The 22,388-nt window shown below is 65.4% G+C and carries 21 protein-coding genes and 4 pseudogenes; 9 read left to right on the top strand and 16 right to left on the bottom strand.

Annotation, left to right across the window (positions count from 1 at the left end; genetic code table 11):
- Positions 1 to 262: 262 nt before the first annotated feature.
- The 8 genes and pseudogenes from ACYR7D_RS00245 to ACYR7D_RS00210 form a co-directional block, all read right to left on the bottom strand.
- A pseudogene (locus ACYR7D_RS00245) lies at positions 263 to 1,306 on the bottom strand (recombinase family protein); the annotation flags it as partial.
- A 653-nt stretch (positions 1,307 to 1,959) separates the two neighbouring features.
- Positions 1,960 to 2,358 carry a hypothetical protein gene (locus ACYR7D_RS00240; protein ID WP_459547625.1) on the bottom strand — a complete coding sequence of 133 codons (399 nt, stop codon included), beginning with the start codon at positions 2,356 to 2,358 and terminating at the stop codon, positions 1,960 to 1,962.
- Between the two features lie 192 nt (positions 2,359 to 2,550).
- On the bottom strand, positions 2,551 to 3,219 hold the full coding sequence (locus ACYR7D_RS00235; RefSeq protein ID WP_459547624.1) for a pentapeptide repeat-containing protein: 669 nt from the start codon (positions 3,217 to 3,219) through the stop codon (positions 2,551 to 2,553).
- A gap of 3 nt (positions 3,220 to 3,222) precedes the next feature.
- Entirely contained in the window at positions 3,223 to 4,716 is a 1,494-nt protein-coding gene (locus ACYR7D_RS00230) for a hypothetical protein (RefSeq protein ID WP_459547623.1), read from the bottom strand.
- Positions 4,717 to 4,719: 3 nt separating this feature from the next.
- Entirely contained in the window at positions 4,720 to 5,016 is a 297-nt protein-coding gene (locus tag ACYR7D_RS00225) for a WXG100 family type VII secretion target (RefSeq protein WP_459547622.1), read from the bottom strand.
- A complete protein-coding gene (locus ACYR7D_RS00220) occupies positions 5,016 to 5,366 on the bottom strand; it encodes a WXG100 family type VII secretion target (protein ID WP_459547621.1) in 351 nt (116 codons plus the stop codon). The genes ACYR7D_RS00225 and ACYR7D_RS00220 overlap by 1 nt, the downstream gene beginning before the upstream one ends.
- Before the next feature lie 142 nt (positions 5,367 to 5,508).
- The gene (locus ACYR7D_RS00215; RefSeq protein WP_459547620.1) at positions 5,509 to 6,837 is read right to left on the bottom strand and encodes a cutinase family protein; all 1,329 of its coding nucleotides are present in this window, start codon (positions 6,835 to 6,837) and stop codon (positions 5,509 to 5,511) included.
- 359 nt (positions 6,838 to 7,196) lie between these two features.
- Positions 7,197 to 7,880 (bottom strand): hypothetical protein, encoded by a 684-nt coding sequence (locus ACYR7D_RS00210; RefSeq protein ID WP_459547619.1) that lies wholly within the window; start codon positions 7,878 to 7,880, stop codon positions 7,197 to 7,199.
- 404 nt (positions 7,881 to 8,284) lie between these two features.
- Here ACYR7D_RS00210 and ACYR7D_RS00205 point away from each other — a divergent pair, with 404 nt between their 5' ends.
- Positions 8,285 to 8,677: a hypothetical protein gene (locus ACYR7D_RS00205; RefSeq protein ID WP_459547618.1), complete on the top strand. Its 393-nt coding sequence runs from the start codon at positions 8,285 to 8,287 to the stop codon at positions 8,675 to 8,677.
- 139 nt (positions 8,678 to 8,816) lie between these two features.
- On the top strand, positions 8,817 to 10,025 hold the full coding sequence (locus ACYR7D_RS00200) for a HEPN domain-containing protein (RefSeq protein WP_459547617.1): 1,209 nt from the start codon (positions 8,817 to 8,819) through the stop codon (positions 10,023 to 10,025).
- Positions 10,026 to 10,141: 116 nt separating this feature from the next.
- On the opposite strand, the gene ACYR7D_RS00195 is transcribed toward ACYR7D_RS00200, so the two are convergent.
- The 3 genes from ACYR7D_RS00195 to ACYR7D_RS00185 are packed head-to-tail and all read right to left on the bottom strand — an operon-like array spanning position 10,142 to position 12,413.
- A complete protein-coding gene (locus ACYR7D_RS00195; RefSeq protein ID WP_459547616.1) occupies positions 10,142 to 10,372 on the bottom strand; it encodes a hypothetical protein in 231 nt (76 codons plus the stop codon).
- A 44-nt stretch (positions 10,373 to 10,416) separates the two neighbouring features.
- Complete coding sequence (locus tag ACYR7D_RS00190; RefSeq protein WP_459547615.1) at positions 10,417 to 11,409, bottom strand: C40 family peptidase; 993 nt, start codon at positions 11,407 to 11,409, stop codon at positions 10,417 to 10,419.
- Complete coding sequence (locus ACYR7D_RS00185; RefSeq protein WP_459547614.1) at positions 11,409 to 12,413, bottom strand: replication-relaxation family protein; 1,005 nt, start codon at positions 12,411 to 12,413, stop codon at positions 11,409 to 11,411. Before ACYR7D_RS00185 ends, ACYR7D_RS00190 begins: the two co-directional genes overlap by 1 nt.
- 312 nt (positions 12,414 to 12,725) lie before the next feature.
- On the opposite strand from ACYR7D_RS00185, the gene argS reads away from it, so the two are divergent.
- Positions 12,726 to 14,498 (top strand): arginine--tRNA ligase, encoded by a 1,773-nt coding sequence (gene argS, locus ACYR7D_RS00180; protein ID WP_459547613.1) that lies wholly within the window; start codon positions 12,726 to 12,728, stop codon positions 14,496 to 14,498.
- A gap of 276 nt (positions 14,499 to 14,774) precedes the next feature.
- Positions 14,775 to 15,116, top strand: a pseudogene (locus ACYR7D_RS00175) (class I SAM-dependent methyltransferase); the annotation flags it as partial.
- Positions 15,117 to 15,348: 232 nt separating this feature from the next.
- Here the strand turns inward: ACYR7D_RS00175 and ACYR7D_RS00170 are convergent.
- Positions 15,349 to 15,462 (bottom strand): annotated as a pseudogene (locus tag ACYR7D_RS00170) (hypothetical protein); the annotation flags it as partial.
- Between the two features lie 64 nt (positions 15,463 to 15,526).
- On the opposite strand from ACYR7D_RS00170, the gene ACYR7D_RS00165 reads away from it, so the two are divergent.
- The gene (locus tag ACYR7D_RS00165; protein ID WP_459547612.1) at positions 15,527 to 15,967 is read left to right on the top strand and encodes a helix-turn-helix domain-containing protein; all 441 of its coding nucleotides are present in this window, start codon (positions 15,527 to 15,529) and stop codon (positions 15,965 to 15,967) included.
- A gap of 143 nt (positions 15,968 to 16,110) precedes the next feature.
- On the opposite strand, the gene ACYR7D_RS00160 is transcribed toward ACYR7D_RS00165, so the two are convergent.
- A complete protein-coding gene (locus ACYR7D_RS00160; RefSeq protein ID WP_459547611.1) occupies positions 16,111 to 16,503 on the bottom strand; it encodes a hypothetical protein in 393 nt (130 codons plus the stop codon).
- Between the two features lie 223 nt (positions 16,504 to 16,726).
- On the opposite strand from ACYR7D_RS00160, the gene ACYR7D_RS00155 reads away from it, so the two are divergent.
- Entirely contained in the window at positions 16,727 to 17,083 is a 357-nt protein-coding gene (locus ACYR7D_RS00155) for a hypothetical protein (RefSeq protein ID WP_459547610.1), read from the top strand.
- Between the two features lie 84 nt (positions 17,084 to 17,167).
- Here the strand turns inward: ACYR7D_RS00155 and ACYR7D_RS00150 are convergent.
- Positions 17,168 to 17,328 (bottom strand): annotated as a pseudogene (locus tag ACYR7D_RS00150) (Na+/H+ antiporter NhaA); the annotation flags it as partial.
- 855 nt (positions 17,329 to 18,183) lie between these two features.
- On the opposite strand from ACYR7D_RS00150, the gene ACYR7D_RS00145 reads away from it, so the two are divergent.
- The 3 genes from ACYR7D_RS00145 to ACYR7D_RS00135 all read left to right on the top strand — a co-directional run bounded on the left by ACYR7D_RS00145 (position 18,184) and on the right by ACYR7D_RS00135 (position 20,356).
- Complete coding sequence (locus tag ACYR7D_RS00145) at positions 18,184 to 18,729, top strand: TetR family transcriptional regulator (protein WP_459547609.1); 546 nt, start codon at positions 18,184 to 18,186, stop codon at positions 18,727 to 18,729.
- 41 nt (positions 18,730 to 18,770) lie between these two features.
- On the top strand, positions 18,771 to 19,277 hold the full coding sequence (locus tag ACYR7D_RS00140; RefSeq protein ID WP_459550326.1) for a nitroreductase family deazaflavin-dependent oxidoreductase: 507 nt from the start codon (positions 18,771 to 18,773) through the stop codon (positions 19,275 to 19,277).
- 953 nt (positions 19,278 to 20,230) lie between these two features.
- The gene (locus ACYR7D_RS00135) at positions 20,231 to 20,356 is read left to right on the top strand and encodes a hypothetical protein (RefSeq protein ID WP_459547608.1); all 126 of its coding nucleotides are present in this window, start codon (positions 20,231 to 20,233) and stop codon (positions 20,354 to 20,356) included.
- A gap of 39 nt (positions 20,357 to 20,395) precedes the next feature.
- On the opposite strand, the gene ACYR7D_RS00130 is transcribed toward ACYR7D_RS00135, so the two are convergent.
- Together ACYR7D_RS00130 and ACYR7D_RS00125 are read right to left on the bottom strand one after the other, a co-directional pair.
- Positions 20,396 to 20,821: an SgcJ/EcaC family oxidoreductase gene (locus tag ACYR7D_RS00130; protein ID WP_459547607.1), complete on the bottom strand. Its 426-nt coding sequence runs from the start codon at positions 20,819 to 20,821 to the stop codon at positions 20,396 to 20,398.
- Positions 20,822 to 20,968: 147 nt separating this feature from the next.
- On the bottom strand, positions 20,969 to 21,790 hold the full coding sequence (locus tag ACYR7D_RS00125; RefSeq protein WP_459547606.1) for an alpha/beta fold hydrolase: 822 nt from the start codon (positions 21,788 to 21,790) through the stop codon (positions 20,969 to 20,971).
- Positions 21,791 to 22,388: the final 598 nt, after the last annotated feature.

The raw sequence follows: 22,388 nt of genomic DNA, 5'->3' as shown, positions 1-22,388 counted from the left end.
CGTCGTGGCGCGTCCGGAGTTGCGTGGTCTTGGTGCGTAGCTGGGTGAGGCGTTCGGCCAAGAGAGTGTCGTCGAGTGTTCCGGATTCGAAAGCCGCGAGGTAGCGGTCGATCGCTTTGTTGGTCTTGGCGAGTTCGGCGTCGATGGTGTCGAGCTCGGCTCGGCGGTCGGTGTGTGCGGCCTGATGGTGTTTCCGGGCCGCGTTGATGGCGTCGTCGAGGAGTGTGCGCTGGGTGCGGTAGAAGCTGGCGAGGCTGTCGAGTATTGCGTTGTCGACCGCGTCGGCGTCGAGTCGTGGGAAGTCGCATTTCGAGGAGTTGTAGCGGGTGGTGTTCCAGCAGGTGTAGTAGCGGTAGGTGCGGCTGCGTCCGGTGGCTCGGGTGCCGACCATGGCTCGGTGGCAGCGGATTCGGCCTGTCAGCATGTAGTCGGAGCCGGATGCGGCGCGGTGGGCAGGATTTTCCGCGCGCGATTGCAAGATGGTCTGGGCGCGTTCCCATTGTTCGGTGTCGATGATCGGTTCGTGGCTGCCGGTGACGGTGTGGCCTCGGAAGGTGAGTTCGCCGAGGTAGGTCCGGTTGGATAGGGCCCGCAGGACCTGATGTCCAGACCAGAGCCCTCCGGTGGTGGTTCGGTGACCGCGGTCGTTGAGAGTGCTGGCGACGGATCGGGCACCGGTTCGGTTGGTGGTGTAGAGATCGAACAAGGTACGTACGACGGCAGCTTCGTGTTCATCGATCACGAGGACGTGTGTGGCCGGGTCGACGCGATATCCGAAGGGGCGTTTTCCTCCTTTCCATTTGCCTTTCGCGGCTTTGCGTTCCATTCCGGCGATGACACGGTCGATGATCGTGTCGCGTTCGAACTGGGCGAACATGCCGAGCATCTGGACCAGCATGCGGCCCATGGGGGTGGATGTGTCGAAGGGTTCTGTGGCCGAGCGGAAGATGACGCCGGCTTCGTCGAGGTCGTCCAGCAGGACCACCATGTCGCGGAGGTTCCGTGAGAAGCGGTCGACGCGGTAGACGAGCAGCACGTCGAACAAGCCGTTCTGGGCGGCTGCCATCGCCTTTTTCAATTCAGGGCGTTCGGTGGTTGCTCCGGACGCGTCATCGGAGTATTTCCTGACTACGCGCCATCCGGGTTGTGAGGCGACATAGGCAGACAGTCGGGTGTCCTGGGCGTCGATTGTGTAGGGCTGATTTCCGTCGTCGGTGGAGCGTCGAGTGTATGTCGCCACTCTGACATCGTCACCGAGCGCGGCAAGTGAATCGGCGCCGGTGCGTCGTGATTTCGATCGTCCCATTGCTGGACTCCCTGGGGATGATTTTGCTGACGTGTATCCGTTCCGGTAAATCATTATCGAGGAATTCGGCGAGCGGAACTGGAATCATCGGCAAATCACGCTGCCTCGTCTTCTGGAATATTTTCGTGCCATTTTGTCAATAGCGCGGACAATGCGGCAACTGCCTGGTCGTATTGTTCGGTGGTAATATTGGCAACTTCTATTCTGGAGACGTGCCACTGGGGAGTGCGTCCACCGCGGGCCGCCGACTCGGCGGTGCGGCGCAGGGTGCCGGCGCGGTGTGCAGAAGGGCTCGCCGGGGATGTATCTCTGGGCACGGTCGCCTCCATTGGTGGGTTCCGCGACCGGGGTCTGGTAGTGATCGGTCGCTTACCCGAGAACTCCCGAATTTTTCCTCCGCGTTGGACACGGTTGGTGATCTCGAATTTGGCAGGGTGACTCCAGGCCTACCGTCTACCAGCAGATTGGCCTCGCAGGGGACGGGACTGCTGCCCCTGGCAGGCGCTCCGGTAGAGCTATTCCTGTGTCACTGAGGCACTCGCCCCGAGCCCTGTCAAATTGGGGAAGCCCCATCGGCTTGGCGAGGAATCGTGACGACGCGACATGTCGAGCACCAAGGCCAGCTCAGTGCGCTGGCTGTACGGTGGATCTACTCAAAGTAGTACCTTGACACAGTGGTTAACGGTCGCCCAGTCGACATCAGGCGTGAGGTGACTCCATGAGATGCGGAGTGCGCCGTTGATTCGCTCATCGGACAGCCCCATCGCTGCCAGGACATGGCTCGGTTCGTAGCTCTGAGACGTGCAGGCCGAGCCGTTGGAGATGGCTAGGGTGCCCTTGAGCGCGAGCATGACCGCTTCGGAGTCGAGCCCGGGTATGGACACATTCAGGGTATGGGGGACGGTCAGATCCGGGTCGCCGTTGATTTCGCCGCCGAGCTCAAGGAAGGTATCCAGAACTGCTTGCCGATAGCGCAGGTTGGCGGTGGTGCGCGCGTTATGTTGCTTGCCGGCGAGTTCGGCGGCAGTGCCGAGGCCCGCGATCAATGCCACCGGAAGGGTGCCAGGACGCAGCCCCCGCGTTCCTGGCCGCCGCCGTACATGAGCGGTGTGAGGGGAAGCTTGGGGGAACTGCGACGAGGGCTCCAGTCAGCTGATCGAACCGGATTCGCCGAAGCCGCGGTTGTGGAGGCAGGTGTCCTCGTCGGATCACCCGGGTTCTCGCTCGCTGTCGCGTCGGGTATCTCAGGCGCGTCGGCGAACGTCCACCTGCGGCGCCCCCTTGTCTAGGAACCATTCCTGCAATTCGGCACCGTCGATGAGGTTCGGCGCCTCGTCGCCGATATCGATCGGGCCGGTCACCAAGCCTGTGGCTCCCTCGACGAGGGCCCCTCCGAGGCGAGCGCGGGAGAACCTGGTTCGCTCGAATGCACAGTCCCGAAGGTCCGACAACCGTAGGTCTGCTTCGGTGAATACCGAGCGCTGCAATCGGGCGTCGCGTAGATCGGCGCCCTGCAGATCCGAGTGTGAGAAATCGGCGCGCTGCAGGTTCGCCTCCCGGAATACCGCATTCCTGCCACGGCAGCCACGGCCTTGGACCTTGCGCAGGTCGGCACGGGTCAGGTCGGCACCGCTCAGGTCGGCCGCTGAGACCCACGCTGTGTAGAGATCCGCTTCGACCATGGGCACTTCCGCCAGGTTCGCCTCGCTCAGTTCGGCTCCGAGCAGATCGAGGCCAGACAGATCAGCACCTGTGAAGTCGAGACTCGCCCCGCTCAGCAGCATGGAAGACAAACGCTCTGCGCCGGGATCGGCAGGCAGTGACTCGAGGTAGTCGGCCAACGCGCGCCGCGCCTCGGGAGCCACCGGCCACTTACGAACGTCCTCCATACGAATCCCCACATCGGCTGCCATCAGCTACCAGAGCACCTTCCCTTGCCATTCCGGATGATTCTGCACGATCTCCTTCAGACGGGTGATCCTGGCCGATGACATACCACTCTGGTCGATCATGACGTTTTCGCCCGACTCGAGTGACTCTTCGATCATGTCGACGAACTCGTCATCGGTTTGCGGGTTTGGGATCGGCTTCCCGGCGACATCGGCCGGCCGATAGTCGGGAATCACGTCCGGGGAACTCTTCACATCCCAATGCGTGTTGGTGTTCTTGTCTACGAACTCACCCGTGTCCTCACCGTTGGGACCCGGTTGCGCCCGTTCGAGTGGTCCCACCCTGCCGGCGTTTTCGTGTGCAAGCCCGACCTCGGCTTCCCGTCTGGACTGGGGGCTGACCTTGCCGTTCTTTGCCGGGTCCGCAGCCAATTCTTCGACGCGCTTCGTGTACTCCGGCGTGCCGGGCGTGTTCGAGTTGTTCGCCGGCCCGGATGGTACGTCATCGCCACTGGTCAGGACCTTCATCATGATGATGGCGGTGAGCTTGGTGGTGACCTCGGTGAGGTCGGGCATCTCGTCGAAGGCGGTGACGGTGGCTGCTCCCGCGGCCGTGGCTGCACCCAGGATCAGCAGGATCTTGTGCGTATCGTAAACCGATTTGATGGTCCGAATGGTGTTGCCGACGACAACGACGACACCACCCGCAGCGGCGACGTCGCTGAGGAAGGCGGTGAAAGCCGACAGGGCTACGCCGGTGACGACGACCGCTCCCGCAGTCCACGCGGCAGTTGTAATGGCCTCATGGATTCCCGCTCGCGAGTCGCGGGTGGCCACATGGTAGGCGTCGACCGGGGCGGCCAGGTTCATCGACGCCGCCGCCAACGATGCACTACCCGCCTTGGCGGTGCCCAGGTGCTCGAGAAGCGCGCTCAATCCGCCCTTCTGATCGGTCATTCCGGAGAACAGGTCGATGATCGCTGAAACCCGTGCGGCGGCGCCGGTGATGGTTTCGTGGGCGGCGAAGGTTTTCCACGTCTCCGCAGCGGCGGCGAGTTTTTCGACGTTGCCGTTGGGGAGGTTGCCGAACTCTTCCCGGATGCCGTCGAGGAGCGCGTTGTAGAACTCCTCGATGCCGCCGTCCCGCTCGATTCCGTCCCCGTTGGCGCCCTTCGACGTGGGCAACGAGACCTGGTGCACGGTCATATCGGTAGCGTTCGGCCGGGCAGGCAGCGGATCCTCCCCGTCGCTCCAGGCCAAGTTGTAGCCGGCGGCGTGGAGCATGTTTCCGAGGTTGGTGAGCGCGTCGGCCAAGTTGGTGCACGTCTGCAGGGTTTCCTGAGCGACTCGGTCGTAGGTGGTCGCCCACGCCTCGCAGATCCCGTCACCGGCCATCGCACCGCACTTGCCCTTGAGGGTGTCGTGTACCGGTTTATCGGCGGCACGCAGATCGGTGGCGAGCTCGTGGCACCGCTTTCCCGCGTCGTAATACGTTTGCCAATTGACGATCTGAACGCCCACCGATCAGCCCCCGTTGAACATCCTGCTGTTCGTGTCGAACGCGGTGGTGTAGCGCTCATGAGCGGTCTTGGCCGCGTCGCTCATATCGCGGACACCGGTGACGAACTCCCGTGCACCGGAAGCCCATTCCAGGTGCGCGTCGGCATACGCCTGCGCGGCCACCGATTCCCATCCGGTGCCTTGCAGAGTCGCGACGCGATCATCGATCTGGTCGAGATGGTCGGTGACGAAGCCCGCCAGGTTCGACAGCCGAGCGATGACGTCATCGAGATGGTCGAGGTCGACCGAGAACTCGCCCACTACAGTCTCAGGCTCGAGGATTGCGGGGCCGCTGTACCAAGCGCCGAAGAGGTATTGGAATCGGTGGTCTCGTAGCTCTCCGCGGTGACGCCGAGTTTTTCGGCCATCTCGGCCAAAGCGGTCATGATCTGTCCGCCACCGTCACGGACATCGGTCCCGCCGTTGGAGAACTTTGTTGCTGATACCCCCGTCCATCCCCCACCCAGCAGCGCTTCCACATCTCGCGCCGCCGAGTCCAAAGCGGTCCGGAGCTCGGCGGCGGTCTCGTAGATGTATCGGCCTACAGCGCGAACCTCTTCTGGAACAACGGAGATTGCGTCGCCGGAAACTGGTGTGCCCCCATCACTCATAGCTCGGCACCTTATCAGCGAGAAAAGTCAGCGTCTATGCGCTGACTCGACTCACAGGATCCGACCGTGAGACGAGCCCGGTTCCGCACATCGTCTGTACGTGCAGCTGCATCCGATGCCGAGCAACGCCTGAATCTCCAGCTCAGTGACTGTTGTCGATGCTGGAGGCCAGCCAGTCCAGGACGTTACGGACGCCCTGGTCGTACCCGGTCTGATGCACTCCCGAGGCGTAGAACCGGGCGGCCTCGCTGCCCTGCCGGGCCAGGTCAGCCATATCCGAGAGCGCGGCACTGGTGGCGGGATCTGTCCCGGTGGTGAGGTTCGAGGCCAGACTCATGAGCTGGCCGGCGCTGTCGCCGGTGAGTGCGGTGGCGGCGGTGGCGGCGAGGTCGGTCGCTACCGGGGCGAGGCCGGTCAGTTCCAGGCTGGCGCCGACGGGATCGCCGGCGGTGAGTTTGGCTACGGCGCGCCAGGCGACGTCTTGGGCGAGGCCGATGTTGGTGGCGACCCGGCCGATGTCGACGCGGGCGAGGATGTCGACGACCTGGGCGGCGACGCCGGTCCAGCCGCTCGGGTCGGCTGCGGCTGCCATTGACAGGGCGCGGGCGACCAGGTGGAGGTCGACCTCGTCGGCGATCTGTACCAGTGGGTGGAACAGGTTGTTGAGGTCGCCGCTGATTCGGTGCGCGCCGCCGATGTCTCCGGCCAGGACGGTGTGGGGGAGTCGGGTGATGTTGTCGCCGATCGCGGGGAGGTTGGCGGCGAACTCGGCCAGCCCACCGAGGACGAGGATCACCTGCCGCGCGACCGACGCCGGATCCAGTGCGGCCGAGGAACCTTCGGCCGGGTCGTCGAGGAGCGCGGTGTTGCCGGTGAAGGCGCGTCCGACCGCGGCGAGGGCGGGGGAGGTTTCCGGGGAGGTGGCGCAATAGATGTCGCCGGTTGCGCAGACGGTGCGGATGCGGTCGGTGAGGCTGCCGAAGTCTTCACGTGGGCCGGCGATGCCCTGTCCATCCACCGGTGTGCCGAGCTGGGGTGTGCTCGGGTCGCGGTTGGGATCCGACAACAGGCCGGCGGCCAGGATGCGTGAGTCCGGGATAGGGCCGCGGCCGTGACCGATGTCGGCGAGGGTGTCGCCGACGACGTCCGCGCCCTGGGAGTACCCGGCCAGGACGACCTGGGTGGTCGGGCACAATGCGGTCAGCGTGCCGGAGAGCGCTTGTACGCCACTGGATTCGGACTGCCGGTACGGAGCGGGGGCGGCGGCATACGGCACCGAACGCACATCGATGTCGATGCCGAAGCGGGCGCGCAGGCCGTCGCCGATCGGGGCCAGCATCCCCACGGCAGCGGCCGGGTCCGCGCCCAGGTTGGTTTCCCCGGTGCCGGGGACCAGGATCGCCGTCCAGCGCGGGCAGTCACCGGAATCGGCGGGTTCGGCGCTGGCGGTCCCGATCGCGGTGGCTGTCACGGTGGTAGCGCCGACGACGAGGGCGGTGGCTGCTGCTACGGCGTGCGCGATGCCGCGCCGTGCACGACCGGAACGGGTATGGCGTGCGGAGGCAGACCGTGATATGCGGGGGTGGATGACCATGTGGGGCTCCCTGAGCGTGGTGTCGGCCGGGCGGGAGTTGTCTCGCCGCACCGGTGACTCCGCGTCACCGTGGCCGTTTTGGACATCACGGGCCAGGAATAGCGATGCCGGAGAGCCTGATTGAGGAGTTCTGAAGTTGTTCGCGCCGCCGGAGGCATCCTCGCCGCAGAGCAAGGGCGGGAGCAGCGCGTGCCGTGAAGGGCCTGCGCTACCCCCGCCCAGGGAGGGGTTCGGGATCAGGACGGTGACGAGGGCGTGAGCTTGAATTTCTTGGGCCGATCGCTGGTCATCACGGCGACTTCGGCGCCGACCAGCCGAAGGAGGGCATTGTGTACGGCCCCGGAGGACTTGCCGAGCGTCTTGCCGATCTGGTGCGGGCTGAACTCCTCTTCCGGGTGGTCACGCAGATGGTCTTCGACCAGCCCTCGCAGTGCGCCCGGCGCGAGCTTCGCAGGCTCCGACAATTTCTCCTCGGTCTCCTCGGTCTCCTCGGTCTCCTCGGTCTCCTCGGTCGATACCGGACCATCCTCGGTGCCGGTGCCGGTGCCGGTGCCGGTGCCGGTGCCGGTGACGGTCGCGAATTCGTGACTGGCCTCGTCGGCATCCGGAAGTGGAGCGGTGTCGCCAGTGGCTGAGTCGTCGGATACGGCTGCGGAGGACACGGATTCGGCGTGCTCGGGAGTTCCGTTGGGTTCGGTTGTGGTGATGCTCCAGCGGGCGGCGGCGCGGGGATTGCTGTCGTCGGCATGGCGGGTGATGCTGCCGTCGGTGGCCCACTGGTTGAGGATCTTGCGGGTCTTCGACTGGCTGATTCCGGCGGCGGTGGCCAGTTCCGTGGCGGATTTGGGATCGGGGCCGATGGCGGCCCACAGGGCGTCTTCGACGGCGGTACGTGTGGTGTCGGTGGTGGGGATGGACATGACGTTCCTCCTGGGAAATGATAGTGGGTGGGGTATTTCGTCATGTCCCGGCCGGACAGCACCTCCGATAATCCGCTTCGTGGGTGCCGTCTCCATGAACGCTCTGTAGGGGTGAAATGTCAAGCGGAATCATCGGTGAAGTCGATATGGCGGCGGCAATCGGTGATTACCCTGCATTGCAGCTGTTTTCGACCGGGATGACTTGACAAATACGCACATGACGAGCGTCCATAGTTCGTGGAAATCCCCGCTCCGGTCTTCCGCCGCCGACGGGGTGACCGTCCTGGCCAGGACATCCACACGGCCCCTCATACATGTCCGGAGATTCGTCATGTCCGCTGATTGTGAATATTTCGACGAATCGGCCTGCGCTGTCAGGTATTCGACCTCATGGAGAAATTCCCATGGACACCACTGTGCTCGTCGCGCGATTGGACGAGTCCTACACCGTTTTCGGCACCGACGAATCGGTCCACCGAATCCGGGAAGTCACTTTCCAGGTGACTTCCGCGGATGGCTGTGACCATCAGGACGGCAAAATCTGCACCGAGTGTGCGTCTTCGTGGCAGCTGGACTATGAATTCGACGAGCTATTCCCCTTCGAGCGTGCGCGTAGGGTGACCGTCGGCGACCTGATCGAGTCCGGGCAAGTACGGATAGGAGACAAGCTGGCCAGCCCCGACCTCGACGTCACGGTGGTGATCACCGCCTGCGGCGGCTTGATGTTGCCAGACGGTCGCATCTTCACCAACCCCTCCGCCGCCGCCCACGCCGCCCGCACAACCTGGCCCGAGTAACGCGTCCATGTAGCCCGGCTCCGCCTCTGCTTGCGGTGCCGGGCCATCACGGCGGACGCCTTCGCCGGCATTGTCGGAGCCTCGAATTAGAGTGCAAACGCACCGGTAGGCACACGAATTCGAAGGAGTGGGCTGCCTCATGGGCGATGACGGTGACAGGGCTCGCGACGTTTGGCCGTTGGAGGGCCATTTTGCTTGTGGTAGCGGCTTTCTCGTAGTTCCGGACTGCCTCGGACGGACGTTCTCTTCGCGGATCCCGACCTGCAGGTTGTCCATCACATTGCCTGCCCGTCCTGAGGGCATCGAGTCGAAGGAACTGCGGCGACCGCCATGGACATACGTCCTCGAAGGCGACGACCGAAACGCCTACTGGTCAAGTGACGACTGGGGATCGGTTGCTGGTGTCGACTCGGAGATCCCCACCTATGCGTATGTCAAGCGGTGCGTCGTCCGTTCGGAAGTCACGGCGAATGACGAGCTCGAGTTCAAGGCGGCGGCCCAGATGTTTGCTGACGGCCTGGCGGTCTGGTGGAACTGTGTATGTGACTGGCTCGATGTTCTCACGCTGCAGGACTTCGCCAGGCTCGAGCGATCCCAGCGCAGTATCCTCAATGACTCGGTACAGATGTGGAGCGGCGATTCCGCCGGTGTCCGGCAGGCGGGTATCAGCTACCAGAGTATGACGGGCGGCATTCACCAAGTCGAGGTCCTTGATGCCCACAAACTGCAGGCCGCGCTGGATCTGGCGGGAAAGGGAACACAGCCTGATGCGGAATGGCTGTTCATGAGGGATGCGCGCTCCCTGCTCAACGCTGGCGAGTACCGGCGAGCGGTCATCGACGCCTGCACTGCAACAGAACTCGCGGTGACCGCTCTTATCGACCGGAAATTTGATGAGGACGGCACGGATCCGGCCGAACGTAGAAGGATTTTCGGAGCACACCATGGCCTGTCCAAGCTTTGTCACCTTCACAAGAAGCGAAATGCGGATGGAAAATTGCCGAGACGTTTGGTCGAGAACGTTGCCGCCCCGCGCAACAAGGCAGCTCACCGTGGTGCGGCACTCGGCAGGGCTGAGGCAGAGGTCGCTATCAAATCTGCTGCAGAAGTTGTCGAGATAGCGTTTCCGCTTGGCTCGGTAGTTCCCGGATTCCCTGCGAGTATTACTCATTCGTCGTCGCAACTGGGTATTCTGCCGGAAACGGAGAATATACACTTGGCGCGGGGGTGTGACCTTGTGTTGAAGAAGGCATTGTCGCCTATCGGGGCGATGAGTGGGAACACCGCGATTATGATGTCAGGCCAGGTGGTTCGACACGATGATGCGCCTCGTGATTCTCCGAACTGACATTGCTGGAAGTTGCACGTGACGACCGGATCCGATCGCTTCAGTGAGCGGTCCGGGCGCATCGGAAAGAATTGACGTAGGGTGAGGTTCTCGCCTTCCCTTCCCGCTTCCTGATGTCAACGGCCGGTGGCGTCGGGATTCTCGCGATCCCATGGCAGTGGCTCGGTGAAAAGGTGTTGGCATTTCCAGGTGCGGACGCAGTGAGCGCAGAGGGTGTCGTGGTGGGTGCAGTGGTCGTGATCGGCGAGGGGGATCTCGACCTGTTCGATGTGATGCACGAGTTCGGTACTGCCGGGTGGGATTTGGGGGAAGTCAGCCAGGGCGCTGATTGTGTGCGGTTCGGTCACGACGACCTCCTGTCCGGAGTCACGGGCGCAGCTGCGCAGCCTGGCTACAGCTGTGGCGCCGGTTCGGACCCTGCTGGGCGGGATGGCCGGGTGGCGGTGTAGAAGTCGTCCCCGGGCCATCGGTAGTCCGAAATCTGTACTGGCTCATTGAAGGTGGGTGCGTGCACCATTTTCCCGCCGCCCAGGTAGAGGCCGACGTGATGGACGTCGGCGTCGGTGCCGTAGAAGAGGAGGTCGCCGGGCTGGAGTTGGTTTTCGGGGATGCGGGTGCCGGTGTGGACTTGGCTGTGGGTGGTGCGGGGGATGGTGATTCCGGCTTTGGCGTAGGCGGCCTGGGTGAGGCCGGAGCAGTCCCAGCCGCCGGATGCTTCGGGGCCGTTGCCGCCCCAGACGTAGGGTTGGCCGAGTTGCTGGCAGGCGAAGGAGATCACGGTCGCTGCGGTTGGGGTTGCGGCCTGGAGGTCGGTGCAGGTGCCGCTGCCGGATGGTGGGGTGGTTGCGTGGGTGGAGTAGCGGTCGGCTTGGGCGAGGACGTCGCGGACGTACCAGTCGGCGTGGTTGTAGGCGAAGATCGCCGCGTAGAGGTCGGCGGGGGCGCCGGAGTCGCAGAGGTAGTGGATGGCGTCGTGGGGGTTGTATCGCGACGGTGGGTCCGCCCCGCCCGGTGGTAACGGGTGGCGGGCGACGACGGAGTCGAAGGTCGGGGCGAGGAACTGCATTGGGCCGGCTGCTCCGGCGAAGTTCTCGCCGGAAGTCACGCCGGGCAGCGTGGAGCGGGCGTGATCGGTTTCGATCTTGCCGATGGCGGCGAGGATCGACCAGTCCAGGCCGGGGCATGAGGCGGCGCCTTGCTGGTAGAGGACGAGCATTTCCGGTGGTATGTCGTCGATGGCTTCAGTGCTCGGGACGCTCCCGGTTCCCGGCGCGGGCGTGGTGGGGGTGTGGCCGTAGACGGCGACGGTGGCCACGACCGCGGTGATGATTACCGAGCAGAACACGACCGCCGCGGAACCGGCGGTGAGGGCTTTGGCGAACATTACGACTCTCCCTTTCCGCCTGGTGGTGTCGGTGGGGGTGCGGGTGGCAGGAGGTCGGTGGGTTCGCGGGGCGCTGCGGGAGCGTTTTGATCAGTGACTGGGGGCGGGGTCAGATGCGGCCAGGAAGCGGAGAGACGGTGCAGCGGAACACGGTCGGCGAGGCTGCTGGTGTCGAGGGGCAGCCAGACTCGGCCGGCGGGGCTCGGGTGTGCTGCGCCGGGGTCGAGGAGTTCGGCGGCTGCGGTGGCGACCGGCACGGCTGTGGGGTCGGGAAGTGCGGTCCAGATGTCGAGTAGCGCTCTGCGGGTGAGGGTTTCGCGGTGTGTGGTGGGTGTCCAGAGCAGGACGGGGGTGATGATGCCGGTGGAGCGGGTGAGTTCGGCGTAACCGGTGAGCTTGTCGGCGACGGTGGACGGGGTGATGGTGCCCAGGTCGTATTCGAGGAAGAAGTCCAGGGTTGTGCCGGTGTGGGTGTAGCGGCCGTAGGCGTCGGGGCGGACGAGGTCACCCCAGAGGCGGCGGCAGCGGGTTTCCGACCACCACGCGAGCACGTGTCCTCCGGCGGGGGCGGTGATGAGGGCGGTGAACCATTCACCGATGCCGACGGTGTGGGCCAGGTGCAGGCTGTGGGCGATGGCGAGGGCCTGCTCGGGGTGGTAGCGCAGGTCGCGGACCGAGATTCCGGTTTCGGCGGCCACCACGGCGGCACCGGCGGGGGCCAGGACCCAGTGTCCGGGTGCGGTGCCTCGGGTGCGCAGCGGCCGGAACCGGTCGATAACGCGGTAGCTGTGCAGCAGAGCCAGGCGGCGGCGCGCTGTGACCAGGGATGGGAACGCCAGCTTCGCGAGGTGGGTGGTGGTCAGGACGCGGTGCTCGTGCAGCATGCCCAGGATCCACCGATCCCTGGCGGTGAGCCGGACCACCAGCCCGGCATGGTCGACGGCGGGGGCCCGGCCGGGCCGGGGTGCTCGCAGATCGGCCTGCCGGAGCGGGCGAGAAATCATGGAGATCAGCCTCCGAGAATCGACAGGTATTGCGGACCAAGGGAATTGGGTGCTGTGCCCCGGGGTTCGCTGTTCAGGCCAGGCGGGGATCGCCGCTGCGTGGCGGTGTATCGAGTTCGGGGAGAGCCGAATTCGGTTCGGCTCCTGGCGGTTGCGTCGTCTGCGATGGTGCGCTGAGGCGGGCACGGGCTGCGGCGCGGATCCTTCCTGGTCTCCGTGTTCGGCCGACGGCCCGATCCCACCGGGCCACTCGCGCAAACACAGGCCCCTGAGATACTCGGTGCCTACTGTCGTTCAGGAAAGGAATCCCAGGTGAGTTCTGCCGGTGTTGTGCCGCTGCTCGGTTCTGTCGCTACCGCTGTGTCGGAGGCGATCGGCCGAGTCCGACCCGACCTGGCAGGAGCCGATCCGGTGGTGCGACGCTCCGACCGCGCCGACTTCCAGTCGAATGCCGCGCTGCCCCTGGCCAAGAGAACCGGGACGAAGCCCGTCGAACTGGCAGACTCGCTGGTGCAGAAAATCGGTGCCGACGGCGGCGGGGTGGTCGAGTCCGTAACGCGTTCAGGGCCGGGGTTTCTCAATATCACTGTCTCTGGTGCCGCGATTTGGTCGCAGGTCGCTGCCCGGTTGGCCGATGCGCAGCTCGGTGTTCCCGCTGCCGAGACCGGGCGGCGGGTGGTGATCGACTATTCGGGGCCGAATGTGGCCAAGGAGATGCACGTCGGTCATCTGCGGACCACGATCATCGGTGACAGCCTTGCCCGGGTCCTGGACTTCCTCGGCGCGGAAGTGATTCGCGCGAATCATTTGGGTGACTGGGGAACCCAGTTCGGGATGCTCATCCAATACATCGACGAACACCCTGAAACACCTTGGCATCAGGACGAGCTCGGCGACCGCAGCACCAGTGCGGTCTCGGCGTTGGACGCGCTGTACAAGGCAGCGCGGACGCAGTTCGACGCCGATCCGGAGTTCGCCGACCGCTCACGGCGGCGTGTGGTCGCCCTGCAGTCCGGGGACGAGCCGACGGTGGCCCGGTGGGAGGAGATCGTCGCCGAATCGGAGAAGGCGTTCGCCGCGATCTACCATCGCCTCGGTGTGCTGCTCACCGCGGACGACTACGTGGGGGAGTCGTTCTACAACCCGATGCTGGCCGACACCCTCACCGAACTCCTCGACAATGGTGTGGCCGTAGAGAGCGACGGCGCGATCGTGGTGGCTTCGAAGGAAGTCACCGGCCCCGACGACACCCCCGCGGTGCTGATGGTCCGCAAGAGCGACGGCGGCTACGGCTACGACAGCACCGATCTGGCCACCATCCGCTACCGCATCATGAACCTGCACGCCGACCGGCTGCTCTATGTCACCGATTCCCGCCAGGCCCTGCATTTCCGGCTGGTGTTCGAGGCCGCGCGGCGGGCCGGCTGGCTCACCGACGCCATCACCGTCGAGCATGTCCCCTATGGCACCGTCCTCGGCCCCGACGGCCGGCCCTTCAAGACCCGCGCCGGCGGCACCGTCCGCTTGATGGATCTCCTCGACGATGCCGTCACCGCTGCCCGCACCGTGGTTGCCGAGAAGAACCCCGACCTGCCCGCGGCTGAACTCGATCGCATCGCCGAGCAGGCCGGTATCGGCGCGGTGAAATACGCGGACCTGTCCACCAGCCGCATCAAGGACTACACGTTCGACCCCGCCCGCATGACCGCACTCAACGGCAACACCGGCGTCTACCTCCAATACGCCCACGCCCGAACCCGCTCGATCCTGCGCAAAGCCGAAGGCCTCGACGGCATCTCGGTGGATCTGGACATTCCCTTCGAGCCGGCCGAACGAGAACTCGCCCTCACCCTGGACGGATACGCAGACACCCTCACCGAGGTCGCTTCCACCCTCGAACCCCACCGCCTGGCCGGCTACCTCTACGACCTCGCCCGAGCCTTCACCACCTTCTACGACGCCTGCCCCGTCCTCACCGCCCCCGAACCGGTCCGCCGCAACCGCCTCGCCCTCACCCAGCTGACCGCCCGAACCCTCGCCCACGGCCTCGAACTCCTGGGAATCGCCGCGCCGGAACGACTCTGAATCAGGAGGCGTTCCAGCCGGAAATCAGGACGACGAGGCCGGAACTGACTTCTACCATCTATGCAATCGATTCCGATCCGACGCGCCTGACTCCTGCCGAGATGTGAAGGACATACTTCGTGAAGGCCGACAACAGCCCCGCCCACGGCATGCGTGACCTACTCCCCGCCGAAGGGGACTGCCCCTGGTTTGGTTGACTCCTGACCTGTGAGGACTCGGTCTTCGCTGGAAGGATGTTCGTCATGCCGAAGCCCTATCCCGAGGAATTCCGTCGTGATGTGGGTGATATGCCTGTCCAACCGGTTCGCTTGGGGCTGTGACGCCCAGATCATGCTGGAGTTGTACCGCGAGCATCTCGGCCGCCGCCATCTCAAGGTCGGTCCGGGTTCGGGCTGGTACCTGGCCAACACCTCCCGGCCTTCGGACAGCGCTGTCACATTGATGGACCTGAACCCCACGCCCTTGGCCTATACCGCCCGCCGCCTTGGGTCCACTGTCGGTGGAATGGTTCGTACCGTGACCTGCAGCATCCTCGACCCGATCCCGGAGGCTGCGGGCACCGGCTTCGACTCGATTGGTGTGAACTTCGTCCTGCATTGCGTTCCGGGAAGTTTCGCGGAGAAGGGCGTAGCCTTCCGGTACCTGGCCCAGGTCCTGGCCGATGATGGTGTGTTGTTCGGTTCGACGATCCTCGGCACCGCTCCCACACCGTGTTCGGCCGGACGCTGTCGGCGGTGTATTCGCGGGTCGGGGCGTTCAACAACGCGGGTGACAGCCGCGCCGGCTTGGCCAAGGCCCTGGCCCCGGTGCCGAACGGTTTGTACACACGCGGCCCGAGCTCGCGCTGCCGTTCCGGTAGCCAGCGGTCGGGATCGAATACTTCGGCCTCGGGACCCCATGCGGCGGGGTCGCGGTGGGCGCGCCGCGCTTGTTTGCCGGGACCGCTGATCGCGCGGGCTGCCATACGATGCCGAGGTGTTCTGGGTCGCGATGATCGCTGGTGTGGCCGTCACCGCGGCCGCGGGGCGGTGTGCGGGGCGGCCTACTTTCACGTGCTGGTGCCGTTCAACGATGCGCTGCGCAGTAAGTCCGCCTCAGCTGTACCGGTCGGCGTGAGGCGGTGGTCCTGGCGCATACCTGTAGGTCCGGGCACGAGTCTTCTTCGTGCGTGTGCCCGTCTGACACGGGCCGACCGCATCGAGATCGCCGACGGCCGCGCTCGAGGCGAACGGGTCGAAGACATCGCCGAACGGATCGGCAAGAGCTATGAGACCGTCTACCGCGAGATCGCGCGCAACAACAAACCCGATGCCACCTATCAGCTCGGGCGGCGGCGCTTCGACACCCCGGCCGATGGCGGTGACCATCGCGGCGTTCTCGTACGCAGCCGCACTCGAGCTCGGCAGCCGTCTGGTGAACCGCGGCATCTCGCCCTCGGTCATCGTCAGCCTCTATGCCCATGCGTATAGCGCACCACATAGCAGTGCGATGTAGAGCAACCCGAGTGCGGCTCCCAGGGCGCTGCCGCGAATCGCACTGCGGACCACGGTGTTCCGAGTCAGCGGGAAAGCAAGATCGAGCACGTCGGCGACGGTATAGTAGCGCTCGGAACTCAGAGCAGGACAAGTGCTGCGGCCCCGAGGACCAGCAGGATCACCGCTAGCGCGACGATCACTGTGAGCGCGCCGCGCCCCTGTCGCCGGACCGGATGAAATCCGGCCGCACCCTGGGACAAAAGGGTGTACGGCGGTGCGTAAAAGAAGTGGACCGGCCCTCGGGTCGTGTCGATATCGAGGAATGCGCGGCCGACCCGCATCCAACCACCGGAGTACAGCTGGGCACGGAACCGGCCCGGCGGCAGGGCGAGATCGTTGCGCCCTTCCCGTAGTTCGAAATGCAGACCGTGCCCGAAGTCGACATACATGGGCATCCGTTGGTAGCGAGCCTGAATCCGCGTGCCCGCCACCACGACTACCGGAATCACTTGCTGAAAGGGCGCGACCACTCCGTGATCGTAACCCCGGTCAGTGCGGGCTCGGCCACTCCGGCCAGCGGGGATCGTGCCGCCGGGGACCGGGTCGGTGATGCCGCTCCAGCCGGTGAGGTTATGGGCGGGTCCGCCGGCTCCGATCATCAAATCACCAGTACCCCGATACCACCAGGAGCAGCAGTTCCACCATCCCTATCTAGGCCAGAATTCCATTCTCGTGGTCGCGTTGATTGCTGGTGTGGCTGTCACTGCAGTTGCGGGCGCGGTGTGCGGGGCGGCGTACTTTCATGTGCTGGTGCCGTTCAACGAGGCGCTGCGCAGCAAGGCCGCCCCCAGCTTCACCGGTCGCCGCGTGGCGGTGGCTCTCGGGCATACCTGCACTTCCGGGCATGAACCGTCTTCCTGCGTGTGCTCGCCGCGATACCGCCGCACCCTGCTGGAATACCAGGGCACGGACTGGCGGTGCCGCCGATACGAGGTGCCCGGCACCTACCCACTCGGCGACGAGGTAGCTGTCCGTGTGAGCTATTCCAGCAACCGCCCCTACCCGTTGACCAGGACCACCGTGGTCGCACCGCTCTGCGGGGCGCGGTGATCGGCGCGGTACTCGGACTGGCCCACGCTGTTCTGCTGAGCCTGCTGCTGTATATCCGACCCGGGGTGGGGAGGGGTTTCTGTTTCAGTCTTTCGGCTGGTAGACGTCGGGGATACCGTCGTGGTCGGCATCGCGGGTTCTTCTTCGGCGATGCGGCGGTAGGTGCGGTTACGCAGCCGCAGCACGACGGTCGCCAGCAGCGCCGCGGTCAGGGTGCCGATGAGGATCCCGATGCGGACGTGGTCTTCGCGTAGCGGTTGGCCGGTGAGTCTCATGAACCTCTTCGTGGGGGTCAGGGGTTCGAGTCCCCTTAGCTCCACCTGAAACCCCAGGTCAGGCCTGGTCGAGTACCGGGCCTGACCTGTTTCTTTTGGACCAACCCCGCGTTTACCCCCCGTTTTGGTCCTGGATCCTGTTTGCCGAAATCGATGCGGTTGCGTGTGCAGGGTGTCCCCCGGGACCGGAGGCGGATTCGATAGCAATCGTCTTGACTGACCGCCCCGGTTGCAGCATGGCTGAGATGTAGCTGTCGACGTCGTCGAGGTGTGGTGCCACGGTTGATCGCGTCCTGTGCGGTATCGCGATTCGGGTCTATGGGCGCCTGCGTCGGCTGAAGAGGTGCCAGCTTGCGGCACCGTCCGGGTCGCCGGTACCGCCAGCCGAGCCGACTTTCTCGCAGAGGGGCACGGCGGGGGCCGACCAGGGGGAAGTCAACCCACACCGCCTGGCGGGTATCGCCCGCAGCGGCGCCGATGGAACCGACGCTTCCCGTGACTCGCTCGTCCAAGGGGTGCGCTGACGCATCGAGGATGTTCGCCGTCCTGCAGCGGATGTCGGCGCGCCGTTTGCGGGTCACCGATGCCCGGACGTCCCGGATGTTCCGCCCCCGTCCGTCACCGAACATGAAGCCATTGTCGGCGAGACCCGGTCGCTGCCTCGTGCACCCTCCGTGTCCGGCAGTGCGGTAGGCCTCGCGCTGGACCTGGCGTGAACATTTGTTTACTATAGTGAACATGCGTTCACATTTGGATGATCGTACAGCGAGGGCCAGGATCAGAGACGAGGCTTTGCGGCTATTCGCCGAGCGTGGACCCGACGCCGTGACGGTTCGCGCCGTGGCGGCGGCTGCGGGGGTTTCCCCGGCGCTGGTGATTCGGCATTACGGTGCGAAGGCCGGGCTGCGCGAGGCGGTGGACGAGTATGTCGCCGCGGTTTTCGAATCGTTGCTACAGCAGACGGTGTTGGCCGACGCGTCCGATCCTTGGGCGCCCGGCGCGGATTCGGGCCTGGCGGCGCAGGTGATCGCGCAGCTGCCCGCAGACTCTCCGGTTCCTGCATATCTCGGGCGCATGCTGCTGGCCGGGGAGCCCGCCGGGTCTGCTCTGTTCCGGCGTTTGTACGCGGTCGGTCGAGAAGTGCTGGCCGGGATGGTCGAGCGAGGCCTCGCCGATGCCGGTACCGATCCGGATATCCGTGCCGCGTTTCTGCTCGTGAACGATCTCGCGGTTTTGACCTTGCGTCCTCACCTCGGCGCCGTTCTCGGGATAGATCTCGGGTCCGAAGACGGTATGCGGCGGTGGGGTGCCGAAGTGTTGTCTATCTACCGCTCAGGTTTGGGAGGAGGCGTCATCGAACGAGGCAAGTGACCGGCCCCAGGCAACCGCAGCTGATCACGATCGAGGTGCTCATGGATAATTCTTCCGCTTTTCCCGCTCCGGCCGCCGGCGCTCTCGTCGGCATCGCGTCTCGGGCGCTGCGCTCCCGCCGCTTGATGCGTGCGCCTGTGTGGCTGTATCGGGCACGGCTCGGTTTCCTGCTCGGGACACGAACGCTGATGCTCGAACATATCGGGCGAAAGACCGGCGCTCGCCGCTATGTGGTCTTGGAGGTCGTCGATCGCCCTGATCCGGATTCGTACGTGTTGGTCTCGGGTTTCGGTACCCGGGCTCAGTGGTTCCGTAATGTGCGAGCCGATCCGCGGGTCCGGGTCTGGCTCGGCGGTCGCGGGCCCGCCGAGGCGCGCGCGAGCGTGCTCGGCCCGGACGACGTCGCTGTCTCGTTGCACGCCTACATGGCCAGGCACCCCCGTGCGTGGGCAACCATGAAACCGGCTATAGAGAACACGCTCGGTGCACCGATCGACGAACGGGGCACCGGCCTGCCGATGGTCCGGATTCATCTGACGCGGGAGTAGGCCCTATCCGGACTCGGAGCTCCACGGCCGGCGCGGTATCGAAGTTTTCTCGGGTACGTAGGTACCCCGGTTACCCGAATTCCACACGGTAGGCAGGCCATTCTCGGCCCTCCGGCTCGGCTACCGCCCGAATGTGCGCTACATACTCGAGCTGGTGGGTTTCACCCTCGCGGAGGATCACGGTGTCCCGGCGAGAGGCGGCGGTCGGGCCGGCTCGCGTCGAATTTCCGATCTCTGTCCGGGGCGAGCCCACCGTTGCATAGATCCGGTGGATACCGGGGAGGAGTTGAATCCACATTCGAGTCCAGCTCGCCTGGACGGCGGTACCGTCAATGGCCACACCGGGAGCGGGTACCCATACTTGCTCACCCGGTATTTCGACCTCGCCGGCGCTGTTCGCTCGCCACCGTCTCGTCGGATTCGATGGACGTTTCGGTCGGCCCGTCGTCGGGTTCGACTCCTCGGGCGTGTGGGCTTCCAGCTCGTAGCGCGGGTGCAATGACAACGCCGACCATTCGGGCGCGGGGCGCGGAGGGTTGGGCGCGTCGATGCTGTGAGCCTCGGGGCGAATGCCCTCGGCCAGGAGTATGGTCGACGGCAGTAGCGGCGAGGGGCGGCGGGTGTCGACGACAGCGCGGGCGACGAATATCAGTCCGCCGCAAACGCCGGCCCCCGCGGCGCCGTAGGCGAGCAGGACGCCGATCGGTAGTCGATCGATGGGCGCTGAGCCGAGTAGCCCGGCCATGATGCCCAGGAGGGTCGCCACTGCGATTGCGGTGACCATGACCCACACACTGTCATGGCGACTCTGCGGTCGCTGGGTGTGGAATCGTCGATGGCGATGACGAGCGCAGTTGGCGAATTCTATGACCGCGTGTAAACCCATCTCGGGAGCCGGTGCCGAGGAGCCGTCGGCGGAAGTGGGCCGATCCGGGCACCCCAGACCGGAGCCGGTGACTCGCACGAGCCCGCCGCCGACCACGATCGCCGGACTCACCACCAACGCCACGGCCGCCGCGGCGTGCAGTGGCCCGAGCCCGGCGCTGATCTTTCTGTCGAGCGAGGGGGAGCGTTCGTAGCGACTGTGCCGAGTGTGTGCTCGGGTCGGTGTGATGTTTTCATGCCGGGGGTGGGACCATTCTTCCGTTCTGGAACGCGGTGATCAGCCATCGACCGTCTCGCTTGACCGCTGTGCGGGTTTGGATGGAGCGGTCTTGGGGGCGGCATTCGGTGGCGCCGTCGCGCAATACGCAGATTCCACTGGAGATCACGATGGCGGTGTCCGGAGAGAGGAACCGGACTCGGCGCTGCTCGGCGGGGAAGATCCGCGTGTTCGCCATGAAGGTGTTGAACCCTTGCTGCATGCTTTCAGCGATCGCTGCCCGCGTGTGGATGTGCTCGCCGTTCACTGCGACGAAATCGGCGTCCTCGGTGAAGGTTTCGGCGAACGCTGGGCCGTCGCCGCGTTCCCAGGCCTGCCACTGACGCTGCTCCAGTTCGGCGAGCGCGGCCTCGTCCGCCGCTCGCGTCGTACCTTCTGTCATTTTGTTCCTTCCTGTGGGTATCGCGGATTCAGTCGTTGTGCAGGGCGGTGTCGGGGAATGGGATCAGCAGTACCGCCGAGGTGGGTCGGAGCCGACCTGATCGCAGTGCCGGCGGCGCGCACCCAGCATATGAACCGGCACCGTCGTCTACGCCGGTGTACCCCCGAGGAATCGCACGACATCGTCGACGAAATCCGGATGTGTGACCGCACCCATATGGCTGGTGCGCGGATACAGGGTCAGCCGACCGTCCGGGATGCCGTCGGCGGTCTGCCGGAAGGTCTCGGCGCTGTAGGAGGTATCGCGCTCACCGCCGATGATCAAGGCCGGAACCTTCATCTCGCCGAGGCGTTCGGTGATATCGAAACCGTCTTCAGCGAGCAGGAAATGGTGGGTGTCGGCAGGTGACTTCGGCCGCACCAGCGGATCGGCCAACCACATCGCCGCAGCGACCAGACGCGCGCCCACCGAGTTGCCGACGGTGGTGAGCGCCATATGGTGCAGTCCGCGCCTGCCCGCCAGCATCGCCTCGGCGTAGCGACGCTGACCGATCCGCAGAACCGGATCCAGTCGGCAGGCTGCCGACACCACCACGAGCCTACGCACCACGTCGGGATGATCGGCGGCCAGTTGCAACGCGATCGAACCACCGGAGGAGACCCCGAGGACGTCGACCGGGTCGCCGAACTCGGCACGCAACGCCTCGGCGTGCTCGACGGCGAGGTCGGCCATGGTGGCTCCCACCGCCGTTCCCGGCGCCCGGCTCACCGCGTACACCCGGAAGTGCCGTGCGAGCCCGGCCAGCTTCTTCAGTTCCGAGGACCGCATCCACCCGGTCGGATTCGCGTGGTCGGGAGTGAACCAGCGCAGGAAGACCAGCGGCCGTCCGCTGCCCAACGCCAGGTACGGCATTCCGTATCGCAGCACGCCCTCGGTCACCGCGAGCTCGTCGCCGCTCCTGCCCATCATCGCTCCGATCGTCGAATCGCTGTCGGCACCGACGCTAACCGCGCCGGTGCCCTCGGGCGATGACCTCTGAGGTCATGGATGCGGCTCGTCCCCGTGGCTCCGGATCAACGCCTCCGGTCGCGTCCAGAGCCGACTGTTGCGGAGCGGGTGTTGCCCTGGTCTGCGATCCAGCAGCTCGGCGGGCCGATTCGACAACGGCGAGCAGCGGTGCCAGCCCGGCGACGGTGCCGATAACCTGAAAGATCAGTACGGCGGCGAAACCGCCGGCGAAGGGGCGTACTGATCCGCTCGGATGCCGGCCACGACCTCACTGGCGCCGCCATCGACGCCGGTTTCGCCACCCCGTCGCATTTCAGCGAAACCTTTCGCGACATGATCGGACTATCGGCCACGGAGAGCTGCGCGCGAGTATCCGCTTCGATCTCGAAACAGCTCCTGCCGTGATATTTCGCCCGCCGCGGTGCCGTGCCCGGGACTGGGCGCGACGCCGATGGGCCGCGCCCCGCGCCGGAGCGATCGGTCGTCCCCGCCGTGGCTGTGATGCGAGGTGACGCTGTCGATGAAGACCGGTGTCGTCGAGAGAGGGAGTCGGAGTGTG

It is taken from the genome of Nocardia sp. X0981 (genome assembly GCF_977089955.1).
The sequence above is the reverse complement of the archived record's forward strand: the minus strand, read 5'-3'. Positions and strand labels throughout refer to the sequence as shown.